This is a genomic window from Pseudomonas guariconensis, assembly GCF_900102675.1.
Classification (GTDB): Bacteria; Pseudomonadota; Gammaproteobacteria; order Pseudomonadales; family Pseudomonadaceae; genus Aquipseudomonas; species Aquipseudomonas guariconensis.
This window is the reverse complement of sequence record NZ_FMYX01000002.1, coordinates 232,763-245,952: the sequence shown is the minus strand read 5'-3', so window position 1 is coordinate 245,952 and position 13,190 is coordinate 232,763. Positions and strand designations below refer to the sequence as shown.

Sequence of the window (13,190 nt, the reverse complement as noted above, 5' to 3'; positions counted from 1 at the left end):
GAGGGACTCTTAAAGGGCGGAAGCGGTGGCGAGGTCCTGGCGCTCGAGGACGAGCGGTGCCGGTCCGGTCAATTTTACCCGTTCAGTGGGCGCCAGTTGCAAGGTGGCGCCCAGCACGTTCGGGCGGATCGGCAATTCGCCGGCGTCCAGGTCCAGCAGGCAGACCAGGGTGACGCTGGCCGGGCGGCCATAATCGAACAGTTCATTGAGCGCGGCGCGGATGGTGCGACCGCTCATCAGCACGTCGTCCACCAGCACCAGGTGCTGGCCTTCGATTTCGAAGGGCAGCTCGGACGGACGCACTTGCGGGTGCAGGCCGTTCTGGCTGAAGTCGTCGCGGTAGAAGGACACGTCCAGGGTGCCCAGCGGGCTGCTGTCGCCCAGCTCCTGCTGCAGGGCCTGGGCTACCCATACGCCGCCGGTGCGGATGCCGATGAAGCGCGGCTCGGTGATAGTGCGACGGGCCAGGTGGGCGCGAAGGTCGACGGCCATCTGCCGGATCAGGTCGGCGGGATTGGGTAGGCTCATTGCGTGCTCCTCGGAAGGGGGGCGCCGGGCTGGGCCGGCGGCGAAGCGGATTTAAGTATTGGCCTCCAGCCAGCCCTGCAGGAGCAGGGCGGCGGCAATGGCATCGACCGGGTTGTCGCGGTAGCTGCCATGGCGCATGCCTCGGGCCATCTGCTCGCCCTTGGCTTCGAAGGTGGTCAGACGCTCGTCATGAGTGTGCACAGGCAGGTTGTAGCGGCCATGCAGGCGGCGGGCGAACTTCTCGGCCCGGGCGCTCATTTCGCTGGGCGTGCCGTCCATGTTCAGCGGCAGGCCGACGACGATGGCGTCGGGCTTCCATTCGGTGATGAGCTTTTCCACCTGGGCCCAGTCCGGGACGCCGTTCTGGGCTTTAAGCGTGCACAATTCGCGGGCCTGGCCGGTGACCACCTGGCCGACGGCCACGCCGATCTGTTTGCTGCCATAGTCGAAGCCCAGCAGCAGGCGCAGCTCGGCCATCAGGCGTGACCCGCTTGGCTGGTCAGCAGGCTGAGGTTGATCCCCAGGCTGGCGGCGGCTGCCTCGAGGCGCTGCTCGCTGGCCAGTCCGAAGATGATCTCGGGGTCGAAGGGGCAGTTGAGCCAGGCGTTGTCGGCAAGCTCGGCTTCCAGTTGGCCGGCTTCCCAACCGGCATAACCCAAGGTGATCAGGCTCTGCTTGGGCCCTACGCCTTCGGCGATGGCGAACAGCACGTCCTGGGAGGTCGAGAGCGACAGCCCCTGCAGCTCCACCGTGGCCTGATAACTGCAGTCGCTGCTGTGCAACACGAAGCCACGATCGGTCTGCACCGGGCCACCCTGGTAGATCGGCACCTGCAGGGTGCTGGCCGGTGGCTCCTCATCCGGGCGTAGCTGCTCCAGGATGTCGGCCAGGTTCAGCTCCTGCGGGCGGTTGATCACCAGGCCCATGGCGCCGTTGGCGTTGTGCTCGACAATATAGGTGAGGGTCTGGGCAAAGTTCGGATCGACCATGTGCGGCATGGCGATCAGGAACTGATGCTTGAGGTAGCTCGGGCTGAGGGTTTTCATGAGTGATAGTGTGGCGTCAGCTGGGCTCGGCTTCAAGCTGCAAGCTTCAAGCGGCAAGAAAAAGCACGGCTGTGCATGCCCGCGCTTTTTTCTTGCCGTTTGAGGCGTGTGACGTGCGGCTAGTTACTGGACAACCGGTCCCCGCGGGCGAAGCGCCAGGTACGGATGATCTCCAGGCGGTCGAACTCCGCCAGGTCGCCTGTGAACGGTGCAAACGGCGCGGCCAGACGGACGATGCGTTGGGCCGCCTGGTCGAGCACCGGCTGACCAGAGGATTCGAGCACCAGCACTTCGTACAGCGAGCCGTCGCGGTTGATCGAGACCATCATCCGCAAGTTGCCGTAGATCTGTTGGCGTCGCGCTTCTTCGGGATAATTGAGGTTGCCCACGCGCTCCACCTTCTTGCGCCATTCTTCCTTGTACCAGGCGCCTTTGTCGCGCATGGTCGAGGCTGCGTTGAGGCGATGGATGCGCGGGCGCTTGGCATACATCTGCTGTTCGTTGGACAGCTCCGCCTCGAGGCTGGCGATCTGGCTGGAGAGCTGCGAACTGTCGAAGTCCGGCACCGCTGCCTGGGGCTTGGGCTGCGCCTTGCTTTCCTTGGGCTTGGGCTCGACCTTCTGCACCTTGGGCGCCTTGGTGGCCACCGCGGACTTCTGCGGCGGGGGCGGGGTTTCCTGGCGAGCGGCTGGCGGTGGGGTGATCTTGTTGATCTTGCTGTCCTGGAAGGGCGCGACCTCGGTGGTCTTGGGTACGGCTTTCTTTTCCAGGGTGCCGCTGCCTTGCTGGTTGTCCTGGGCCTGGAAGTCGGCCTTCTCGGGCGGCTTCTCGCTCTTGAAGGTGGCCAGGGTGATGTCCATCGTGTGGCGGATTTCGCTGGGCTTGCTGATGGTGAAACCCACGCCGAGGATCAGCGCCAGGTGCACCAAGGCAGCCAGGAACAGGGTGAAGCCAAGCCGGTCCACCGGGCGGACGCGGGGTGGGAGCAGGTCGGCAGGGATGTCGGCAGGCAGCGTCATCAGGTATCCAAGGGCAGCTTCGAATCACAAGCTGCAAGCTTCAAGTAAAAGCGGCCCGGTGCAGGCCTGCCCGTACGTGCAGCTTGCAGCTTGAAGCTGCGCATCATACCCCACTGCGTGGCATTGCCACGTGTCCTCGGTCAGCGCGCCTTGAGCTTGCGATCAATGGCGTCCATCAGCTGGGCGCCGATGTGGGTGTCGTAGGCGGCGTCGATTTCGCGAATGCAGGTCGGGCTGGTGACGTTGATCTCGGTCAGGTAGTCGCCGATCACGTCCAGGCCGACGAACAGCAGGCCCTTCTCGCGCAGGGTCGGGCCAACTTGGGCGGCGATCCAGCGATCGCGCTCGGTCAGCGGGCGGGCTTCGCCTCGACCGCCAGCGGCCAGGTTGCCACGGGTCTCGCCGCTGGCCGGGATGCGCGCCAGGCAGTAGGGCACCGGTTCGCCGTCGATCATCAGGATGCGCTTGTCGCCGTCCTTGATCTGCGGCAGGTATTCCTGGGCCATGATCTGCTGGGTGCCATGCTGGGTGAGGGTCTCGAGGATCACCGACAGGTTGGGGTCGTCCTTGCGGTGGCGGAACACCGAGGCACCGCCCATGCCGTCCAGCGGCTTGAGGATCACGTCGCCACGGCTATCGGCGAACTCACGCAGGATGTCCACGCGGCGGCTGACCAGCGTGGGCGCCATGCACTGCGGGAACTGGGTGGCGAACAGCTTCTCGTTGCAATCGCGCAGGCTCTGCGGGCGGTTGACCACCAGCACGCCTTCGCGCTCGGCCTGCTCCAGCAGGTAGGTGCTGTAGACGAACTCCATGTCGAAGGGCGGATCCTTGCGCATCAGGACCACATCCAGCTCACTCAGGGCGCCGTCCTGCTCCTCGCCCAGTTCGAACCAGCGGGCCGGATCGGCGAACACCTTCAGGGGGCGCATCTGGGCCCGGGCCTGGCCCGCACCCAGGTAAAGGTCGCGCTGCTCCATGTAGAACAGGCTCCAGCCACGTTCCTGGGCCGCCAGCAGCATGGCCAGCGAGCTGTCCTTTTTGTAGGAGATGGACGCGATAGGGTCCATGACAATCCCGAGGCGAACGCTCATGGGGTGGTTCCTCTTGGCGGCGCGGGGCCGCGGTGATTCGAAAGAAAAGTGGCTCAGGGTGGCGCCGGGAGCGCCGATGGTCAAGGGGTTCGGCGGATGGAATGGCTATCCGGAGTGTGCTAAAAGTGCAGCTGCAAGCCTTGAACTACAAGCCTTGAGAAAAACCAGCCATGCGTCGGCGCGCTTTTTCTCGCAGCTTGATGCTTGCAACTGCAGCTAATTCCCACTGGTAGGCAACTATGGAACAACCCCTGAAGGTGATGGTGATCGACGATTCGCGCACGATCCGCCGCACCGCACAGATGTTGCTCGGCGAGGCCGGCTGCGAGGTGATCACCGCCAGTGATGGTTTCGATGCCCTGGCCAAGATCGTCGACCACAAGCCCCAGGTCATCTTCGTCGATGTACTGATGCCTCGCCTGGATGGCTACCAGACCTGCGCGGTGATCAAGCAGAACAGCACCTTCAAGGATACCCCGGTCATCCTGCTGTCCTCGCGCGACGGCCTGTTCGACAAGGCCCGCGGTCGGGTGGTCGGCTCAGACCAGTTCCTGACCAAGCCATTCAGCAAGGAAGAACTGCTCGATGCGATCAGGGCTCATGTGCCCGGTTTCGTCGTGCAAGAACAACACGCACCCTGACACCGCCGCGCCTGGCGGCGTCTTCTTTTCCTTTAAATGGGGAAACAGCATGGCCCGAGTTTTGATCGTCGACGATTCGCCGACAGAGATGTACAGACTGACCGCCTGGCTGGAGAAGCATGGCCACCAGGTGCTCAAGGCCGACAACGGCGCCGATGGCGTGGCCCTGGCCCGTCAGGAGAAACCCGACGCGGTGCTGATGGACATCGTCATGCCGGGCATGAATGGTTTTCAGGCTACCCGTCAGCTGAGCAAGGACCCTGAGACCCGCGCCATTCCGGTGATCGTGGTCACCACCAAGGACCAGGAAACCGACCGGGTCTGGGCCACACGCCAGGGCGCGCGCGACTTCCTGACCAAGCCTGTGGAAGAGGCGGCCCTGATCAGCAAACTCAAAGAAGTGCTCGGGGCTTGACCACCCGCCCCCATGGCGCGTCGCTGACCGCCTTCGAGTTGTTGCTGGACATCGACCGGCGTTGTCGCCTGTTGGTAGCGGACCAGCCCTTGCAAGACACCCGCTTGCAGCAATGGAGCGGCATTGGGTTTCGCATTGCCGGGCAGTGGTTCGTGGCCCCCATGGGCGAAGTCGCCGAGGTCCTGCATGAGCCGCGCACTAGCCGGGTCCCCGGCGTGCAGCCCTGGGTCTGCGGTGTGGCCAATTTACGTGGCCGGCTGCTGCCGGTTATGGACTTGAGCGCCTTCTTTGGCCTAGGCCCTGCGGCGGCGGGCAAGCAGCGGCGTGTGTTGGTGCTGGACCACGAAGAACTGTTCGCCGGCCTGTTGGTGGACGAAGTCCTGGGCCTTCAACACTTTGCCCTGAGCAGTCTGGAGCTGTCGCCACCGCAGCCCTTGCTGCGTGCCGCGGCGCCCTTCGTCCAGGGGCATTTTCCCCGTGAACGCAACTGGGCGATCTTCAGCCCGTTCGCCCTGGCCCAGGCGCCAGGCTTTCTCGACGTGGCGTTGTAGAGGATGCTTCGACCGTGAACAAACCCGCCACCCCCGTCGCTCCGGTTGCCGAAAGCCAGCGCAGCCGCAGTATTGCGCAGATCACCGCACTGTTTTTGGTGCTCATCCTGGCGATCATCCTGCTGTTCGCCAACTTCGCGTACCTCAATACCCAGTCCAACTACGACAAACAGTACATCGGCCACGCCGGCGAGTTGCGCGTGCTGTCCCAGCGCATCGCCAAGAACGCCACCGAAGCGGCGGCCGGCAAGGCCCTGGCGTTCAAGCTGCTGTCCGATGCGCGCAATGACTTCGAGCGGCGCTGGCGTTATCTGCGCGAGGGCGACAAGGCCACCGGGCTGCCGCCGGCGCCGCTGACCGTGCGGGACGAGATGGACGCGGTCCGTCAGGACTGGGACAACCTGCGCAAGAATACCGACACCATCCTGGCCAGCGAGCAGACCGTGCTGTCGCTGCACCAAGTGGCGGCAACGCTGGCCGAGACCGTGCCTCAGTTGCAGGTCGAATACGAAAAAGTAGTGGAGATCCTCCTGCAGAGCGGAGCGCCGGCGAGCCAGGTGGCGGTGGCCCAGCGTCAGTTGCTGTTGGCCGAGCGCATTCTGGGTTCGGTCAACACCGTGCTGGCCGGTGATGACACCTCGGTACAGGCCGCCGATGCCTTTGGCCGCGACGCCAGCCGTTTCGGCCAGGTGCTCGAAGGCATGCTTGGCGGCAACCCGGCGATTCACGTGACCAAGGTCGAGGACGCCGATGCTCGCGCCCGCCTCGCGGAGATCGCCGAACTGTTCCAGTTCGTCTCCGGGTCCGTGGACGAGATCCTCGAAACGTCGCCTGAACTGCTGCGCGTGCGCGAGGCGGCCGGCAATATCTTCAGTCTGTCGCAAACCTTGCTCGATGAAGCCTCGCACCTGGCCAACAGCTTCGAGAACCTGGCCAGCGGGCGCACCCTGGCTACTGTCGGTGGCTATCTGCTGGGGTTGGTGGCGCTGGCTTCGATCATCCTCATCGGCCTGGTGATGGTGCGCGCCACCCACCGCCAGTTGCGCGAGACCGCCGAGAAGAACGAGCGCAACCAGCAAGCGATCATGCGTCTGCTGGACGAGATCGAGGAGCTGGCCGATGGCGACCTCACCGTCACGGTGTCGGTCACTGAGGACTTCACCGGCGCCATTGCCGATTCGATCAATTATTCGGTCGACCAGTTGCGCGACCTGGTGGCCACCATCAATCACAGTGCCGAGCAGGTCGCCGCCGCCGTGCAGGACACCCAGAACACAGCGCGCCAGCTGGCCAAGGCCTCCGAACACCAGGCCGAGCAGATCAGCGAGGCGTCCCTGGCGGTGGGCGACATGGTCGAGTCGATCGACCGTGTGTCCTCCCACGCCTACGAATCGGCCAAGGTGGCCGAGCGTTCGGTGGCCATTGCCAACAAGGGCAACGAGGTGGTGCACAACACCATCCACGGCATGGACAACATCCGCGAGCAGATCCAGGACACCGCCAAGCGGATCAAACGCCTGGGCGAGTCTTCCCAAGAAATCGGCGATATCGTCAGCCTGATCGACGACATTGCCGACCAGACCAACATCCTTGCGCTCAATGCCGCGATCCAGGCCTCCCTCGCTGGCGAGGCCGGGCGTGGTTTTGCGGTGGTCGCCGACGAAGTGCAGCGCCTGGCCGAGCGCTCCTCGTCGGCTACTCGGCAAATCGAGGCGCTGGTGCGGACCATCCAGGTCGACACCAACGAGGCGGTGATCTCCATGGAGCAAACCACCGCCGAGGTGGTGCGCGGTGCGCGCCTGGCCCAGGACGCCGGGGTGGCGCTTGCCGAGATCGAAGGCGTATCGCAGACCCTCGCCGAGCTGATCCACAGCATCTCCGACGCAGCCCAGTTGCAGACCTCCTCGGCCGGGCAGATCTCCCACACCATGGCGGTGATCCAGCAGATCACCGCCCAGACCTCGGCCGGTTCCAGCGCCACCGCCGACAGCATCCGCCACTTGGCGCGCATGGCCAGCGAGATGCGTCGTTCGGTCTCCGGTTTTACCCTGCCGGCACCCGCCGAGCGGCGTTGAGGAGCGACAGATGGCTGCTTCAGCAGTGAGCCCCGAGCGCCACGACACCGTCGCCCTGGCGTGGGTCAAGGCGCCGATCCTCGATTGCCTGGGCCAGGCCCGCCAGGCCCTGGAGCGATTCGCCAGCGAACCGGGCGATCCGGCGATGCTGGCTTTCTTCGTCGACAACCTGCATCAGGTCCAGGGTTGCCTGCGCATGCTCGAACTGCGCGGTGCAGCGCACCTGGCCGAGGAGCTGGAGCTGCTGGGCCGGGCCATGGCCGATGGTCAGGTCAGCCCCCGAGGCGATTGTCTGGGTGCGCTGTTCCGCGGGCTCGAGCAATTGCCGCCGTATCTGGAACGGCTGCGCGGCTCGCGACACGACCTGCCGTTGGTGGTGGTGCCGCTGCTCAACCAACTGCGCGGCTGCCGTGGCGTCGAGCCGTTGCCCCAGGGCAGCCTGGTCGGCGGCGTGGCGCAGCGTCTGGCTGGGGCGGCGGACCTGGCGGATTTGGACCTGTCCCTGGGCAACTGGCGCGAACATTTGCAAGCCGGCCACGGACGCGACGCCCTGCGCTCGGTGGTGACGGCACTGTGCGATGACCTGATGCGCATCAAGGACCGACTCGATCAGTACATGCGCGGCGATCGTGAGCAGCGTGAGCAACTGGAGGCCCTGCTGGCGCCGTTGCGCCAGGTCGCCGATACCTTGGCGGTGCTTGCCTTCCAGCAGCCGCGCCGGGTGATCATCGACCAAGTACTGGTGCTGCAGGCCCTGGCCCAGGGCGAGCAGGCGGTGGACGACGCCGTGCTGATGGATGTGGCCGGCGCCCTGTTGTACGTGGAGGCCACCCTCAACGGCATGGTCGGCCCGCTGGAGGAAACCGGCCAGGGCGGCCTGCCGGGCGCGGACCTGACGGAGATCCGCCAGCTGGTACTCAATGAGTCCCTGGCGGTGCTGCAACAGGCCAAGGACTTGATCGGCGATTGCCTGGAGTCGGGCTGGCCGGCAGAACGCTTGCAGCCGCTGCCGGGGCTTTTGCACCAGATCCGTGGCGCGCTGACGATGCTCATGTGGCCGGAGGCCGCCGAGGTGTTCGGTGGCTGCGCAGGTTATGTGCAGGGTTGGCTGTCGCATCTGGAGCAGCCGCCACCTGCAGACGAGCTGGCGCATCTGGCCGAAGCCTTGAGCGCTGGCGAGTGCTATGTGCAATGGCGGGTGGCCGATCCGCTGGTCGATGCCCAACCATTCATCGACAGGGCGCGGGCCAGCCTGGCGGCGCTGGGTGTGTCGTGCGGGCAGGCCGAGGCTCGCGTCGAGTTCGAAGCGGTCGATGAAGAATTGCGGGATGTCTTCCTCGAAGAGGCCGGCGAGCTGCTTCCGGAAATCGAACGCCACTGGCTGCGTTGGCGCGCCGACAATGCCTTGCGCGAGGCCCTGGTCGAGGTGCGCCGAGCCCTGCATACCCTCAAAGGCAGTGGTCGCATGGTCCATGCCGAGGCGCTGGCCGAGCTTGCCTGGGGCGCCGAGCACTTGCTCAACCGTGTACTGGAAGGGCGGATCACCCTTGGCGCCGAAGGGGTGCTGGCCCTGCAACAGGTGTTCGTCCGGCTCCCGGACTTGCTCGCCGACTTCGCGGTGGGCCATCTGCCGTCGCGGGTCGAGGTCGAGCCGTTAGCCGGCCACTTGCATCATCTGGCGATCAATGATGTGTCGGCGTCGGCGCCGGCGCAGGTCGACGGGCTCGACCCACAATTGTTGGCGATCTTCGGCAACGAGGCCCAAGGCCATCTCGCCAGTCTGGAGACGTTCCTGCGCGATGCCGATGGCCATGGCACGCCCGTCAACGACAGCCTGCAGCGCGCACTGCATACCTTGAAGGGCAGCGCGGCGATGGCGGGCGTCATGCCGATCGCCGAGCTGGCCACCGCCTTCGATCGACTGGTGCGCGAATACAAAGGTCACGAACTGCCCTTGCAGGTGGCGGAGCTGGAGTGGCTGGAGGCGGCCCGCGCCTTGTTCCACCTCGGCCTTGCGCAACTGGGTAGCACGCCGTTGGCCCCTATCCCGGGGGCGGCGCAGTTGATCGAGGAGGTCGGGCAGTCGGTGGATGTGCGCCTGGCCTTCCTGCAGCAGGACCCACAGCACAGCCATCGACCCAAACGCGATCCGCAGCGAATCGCCGCGTTCCTGACCCAGGGTATGGATATCCTGCTCGAGGCCGAGGCGCTGCTGTCGCGTTGGCAGGCGCAACCCGGCGACCGCTCGGTCTTGGAAACGCTGCTGGACGAGTTGACCACCCTCGGCCAGTCGGCGTATCTGGCCGAGTTGTGGCAGGTGGATGAAGTCTGCGAGGCGTTGCTTGACCTGTATGGCGCGGTGGAAGAGGGCAGTCTGGCCGCCAGCCCGCGATTCTTTGCCCTGGCCCAGCAGGCCCATGAGGCGCTGCTCGACATGTTCGACGAGATAGCTGCCGGCCAGGCGCTCAGCGCCCGCGTCGATTGCATCGCGGCCATGCGCGGCCTGTTGGACGACGCCCTGGACCCCGGGATCATGGGCGTGGTGGGCCAGGATGCGGTGGCACCTCTGGCGGTCTACCCGACAGCGAACGATCCTGCATTGGTGCAACTGTTCCTCGACGAGGCGGGCGATATCCTCGATGGCGCCGACCAGGCATTGGCGCAATGGGCTCAGGACCCGGACAACCACTCGGCACTGTCGACCCTGCAGCACGACCTCCAGACCCTCAAAGGCGGTGCGCAGATGGCTGGCGTGGGTGCGGTGGAGGTGTTGGCCCACGCGCTGGTCGCGCTTTACGAGGGCCTGGTGGATCGCCGCCTGGGGGCTACTGCCGAGCTGCTCGATCTGTTGCGGCGCGGCCACCAGACCCTCGGGCAGATGCTGCACGCGCTACGCGAAGGGCAGGCGCCGGCTTCGGCAACGGCGCTCCTGGGCGAGCTGCGCGAGTACCGCCATGCCCCACCTGCGCCTGCTGCCGTCGAGGCAGCGGCGGACGAAGCCCAACGCTCGAGCGATAACGAACTGCTCGAGGTCTTTCTCGAAGAAAGTTCGGATATCGTCGAAAGCGCCGCTGCGGCCCTGGCGCGCTGGCAGGCCGATCCGCGTAACAGCGTCGAGGTGGAGAACCTGCTGCGTGATCTGCATACCCTCAAGGGGGGCGCGCGGATGGTCGAGATCGCCGCTATCGGCGATCTGGCCCATGAACTGGAATTCTTGTACGAACTGCTCGCCGCCGGCCGCTTGCCGCCGAGCCCGGCGCTGTTCTCCTTGCTGCAAAACTGCCATGACCGTCTGGCACACATGCTCGACGCCGTGCGCCTCGGTCAGCCCCTGCACGCAGCCACGGCGCTGATCGACTATATCCGCAATTTCAGCAGTGCCGCGTTGACCGACAGCGCGGCCGGCCAGGTCCCGGTCGAAGCGCCGTCGCCGGAGGCGCCGGCCGCCGCGCCGGAGCGCGCGCCGGGCGACATGGTCAAGGTGGACGCCGAGCTGCTGGACGATTTGGGCAACCTGGCCAGTGAGCACTCTGTTATTCGCGGGCGCATCGAGCAGCAAGTCAACGATGCCCAATTCGCCCTCAACGAGATGGAAACAACGCTCGAGCGCATGCGCGACCAGCTGCTGCGCCTGGATATCGAGACCCAGGGACGGATGTCCAGCCGCTACCAGGCCGAGGGCGATGCGTACGAGGATTTCGACCCGCTGGAGATGGACCGCCATTCCCAGTTGCAGCAGTTGTCCCAGGCGTTGTTCGAGTCGGCTTCGGACCTGCTCGACCTCAAGGAAACCCTCGCCCAGCGTGCCCAGGAAGCCTACAGCCTGCTCCAGCAGCAGGCGCGGGTGAACAGTCAATTGCAAGAAGGTCTCACGGCCACCTTGATGGTGCCCTTCGAACGCTTGGTACCGCGCCTGCAGCGGGTGGTCCGCCAGGTGGCCAGCGAGCTGGGCAAGCAGGTCGAACTGGTGGTGGGCAACGCCGAGGGCGAGCTGGACCGCAGCGTGCTCGAGCGCATGGTGGCGCCTCTGGAGCACATGCTGCGCAACGCCGTGGACCACGGCCTGGAGTCGCGCGAAGCGCGTCTGGCGGCGGGCAAGCCGGAGCAGGGCACCATCCATCTGAACTTGCTGCACGAAGGCGCTGATATCGTCATCGAGATGAGCGACGACGGGGCCGGAGTGCCCCTGGAGGCGGTGCGCAACAAGGCCATCAAGCGTGGCCTGCTGGACCCGCAAGCATACTTGAGCGATCACGAGATCCTGCAATTCATCCTGCGTCCGGGCTTCTCTACCGCTGAGAAGATCACCCAGATCTCTGGCCGGGGTCTGGGGATGGACGTGGTGCATGAGGAGGTCAAGCAGTTGGGCGGCTCGATGAGCATCGAGTCGAGCCCGGGCAAAGGCGCGCGATTCTTGATCCGCTTGCCGTTCACCGTGTCGGTGAACCGAGCGCTGATGGTGCACCTGGGCGAGGAGCAGTACGCAATCCCGCTCAATACCATCGAAGGCATCGTGCGCGTGCCGCCCGCTGAGCTTGAGGCTTGTTACCAGCTGAGCGCACCGCGCTATGCCTATGCCGGTCACGAGTACGACCTGCGCTATCTCGGGGAGGTGCTCCAGGGCGGTGTGCCTCGGCCAAGTCTGCTGGGGCAAAGCGTGCCATTGCCTGTGTTGCTGGTGCATTCCCAGGAGCAGTCGTTCGCCATCCAGGTGGACAGCCTGTCGCCAAGCCGAGAGATCGTGGTCAAGAGCCTGGGGCCGCAGTTCGCGGCGGTGCCTGGGCTGTCCGGCGCGACCTTGCTGGGGGATGGCCGGGTAGTGCTGATTCTCGATTTGCTCGGCCAGTTGCGCGGGCAGCAGCGGCGTCTGGCGCGCCTGCCGGGTGGCTACGGGGGGCCGCGTCCGGTGTTTGGCCCGGCACCGCGTCAGCGTCTGCTGGTGATGGTGGTGGACGACTCGGTCACCGTGCGCAAAGTCACCAGTCGTCTACTGGAGCGCCACGGTATGAGTGTGCTGACGGCCAAGGACGGTGTGGATGCCATGGCCTTGCTGGAGGAGCACCGCCCCGATGTGCTGCTGCTGGACATCGAGATGCCGCGCATGGACGGCTTCGAGGTGGCCACGCGCATCCGCCGCGATGTCCGTCTGAAGGATCTGCCCATCATCATGATCACCTCGCGTACCGGCCAGAAACACCGCGACAGGGCCATGGCCATCGGCGTCAACGACTACTTGGGCAAGCCTTATCAGGAGTCGGTCCTGTTGCAGAGCATCGCCCATTGGAGCCAACCCCATGCTTGAATACATCGCCGGCCAGCGCAGCAGCCTGACCGGTCTGCTACTGCCTTTGAGCGACCGCACCCTGGTGCTGCCCAATGTGGCGGTGGCCGAGCTGATCGGCCAGCGCACCTTCGCCTGCCAGGCGGGCGACCCGGCCTGGCACCTGGGCTGGATCGACTGGCGTCAGCAGCGCTTGCCGCTGATCGGCCTGGAGGCCGCCTGTGGCGGCGAGACCGTTTGTGGCGAGCGGGCACGGGTGGTGGTGCTCAACGCGCTGGGCGATACCGGCCTGCGCTACCTGGCGTTGCTACTGCAGGACATCCCACGCTCCTGCAAGCTGGACAGCCAGCTCAACTATGTGGATGTCCCCTTGGCGAGCCTGGAGCTGGCGGCGGTGCAGGTCGGCGAGCAGGTGGCGCGGGTACCTGACTTGGCGGCGCTGGAGCGCATGGTGCGTGACGCGGATCTTCACTAGCTTCAAGTTGTAAGCTTCAAGCGGCAAGCTAGCTGTGTCGGGGGCGTCCCCGTGCTTTGCTTGAG

Annotated in this window: 11 protein-coding genes; 6 read left to right on the top strand and 5 right to left on the bottom strand. The window is 65.5% G+C overall.

Annotated features, from left to right (window positions below):
* Positions 1-9 precede the first annotated feature (9 nt).
* The 5 genes from pyrR to gshB form a co-directional block, all read right to left on the bottom strand.
* Positions 10-528, bottom strand: coding sequence for a bifunctional pyr operon transcriptional regulator/uracil phosphoribosyltransferase PyrR (gene pyrR, locus BLS27_RS03995; protein ID WP_043207188.1), 519 nt, complete (start codon positions 526-528; stop codon positions 10-12).
* A gap of 51 nt (positions 529-579) precedes the next feature.
* Entirely contained in the window at positions 580-1,005 is a 426-nt protein-coding gene (gene ruvX, locus BLS27_RS03990) for a Holliday junction resolvase RuvX (RefSeq protein ID WP_043207190.1), read from the bottom strand.
* Positions 1,005-1,574 carry a YqgE/AlgH family protein gene (locus BLS27_RS03985; RefSeq protein ID WP_070571079.1) on the bottom strand — a complete coding sequence of 190 codons (570 nt, stop codon included), beginning with the start codon at positions 1,572-1,574 and terminating at the stop codon, positions 1,005-1,007. Before BLS27_RS03985 ends, ruvX begins: the two co-directional genes overlap by 1 nt.
* Positions 1,575-1,693: 119 nt before the next feature.
* Entirely contained in the window at positions 1,694-2,593 is a 900-nt protein-coding gene (locus tag BLS27_RS03980; RefSeq protein WP_043207195.1) for an energy transducer TonB, read from the bottom strand.
* A gap of 140 nt (positions 2,594-2,733) precedes the next feature.
* Positions 2,734-3,687 carry a glutathione synthase gene (gshB, locus tag BLS27_RS03975; RefSeq protein WP_090343265.1) on the bottom strand — a complete coding sequence of 318 codons (954 nt, stop codon included), beginning with the start codon at positions 3,685-3,687 and terminating at the stop codon, positions 2,734-2,736.
* Positions 3,688-3,926: 239 nt separating this feature from the next.
* Between gshB and BLS27_RS03970 the strand changes: the two genes are divergently transcribed.
* From BLS27_RS03970 to BLS27_RS03945, 6 genes are all read left to right on the top strand, one after another.
* Positions 3,927-4,328, top strand: coding sequence for a response regulator (locus BLS27_RS03970; RefSeq protein ID WP_043207200.1), 402 nt, complete (start codon positions 3,927-3,929; stop codon positions 4,326-4,328).
* A gap of 49 nt (positions 4,329-4,377) precedes the next feature.
* Entirely contained in the window at positions 4,378-4,743 is a 366-nt protein-coding gene (pilH, locus tag BLS27_RS03965; RefSeq protein ID WP_043207202.1) for a twitching motility response regulator PilH, read from the top strand.
* Positions 4,740-5,294: a chemotaxis protein CheW gene (locus tag BLS27_RS03960; RefSeq protein WP_043207204.1), complete on the top strand. Its 555-nt coding sequence runs from the start codon at positions 4,740-4,742 to the stop codon at positions 5,292-5,294. The genes pilH and BLS27_RS03960 overlap by 4 nt, the downstream gene beginning before the upstream one ends.
* Before the next feature lie 71 nt (positions 5,295-5,365).
* Entirely contained in the window at positions 5,366-7,369 is a 2,004-nt protein-coding gene (locus BLS27_RS03955; RefSeq protein WP_232092099.1) for a methyl-accepting chemotaxis protein, read from the top strand.
* A 10-nt stretch (positions 7,370-7,379) separates the two neighbouring features.
* Positions 7,380-12,671 carry an Hpt domain-containing protein gene (locus BLS27_RS03950; RefSeq protein ID WP_090343262.1) on the top strand — a complete coding sequence of 1,764 codons (5,292 nt, stop codon included), beginning with the start codon at positions 7,380-7,382 and terminating at the stop codon, positions 12,669-12,671.
* Entirely contained in the window at positions 12,664-13,125 is a 462-nt protein-coding gene (locus BLS27_RS03945; RefSeq protein ID WP_043207211.1) for a chemotaxis protein CheW, read from the top strand. Before BLS27_RS03950 ends, BLS27_RS03945 begins: the two co-directional genes overlap by 8 nt.
* Positions 13,126-13,190 lie beyond the last annotated feature (65 nt).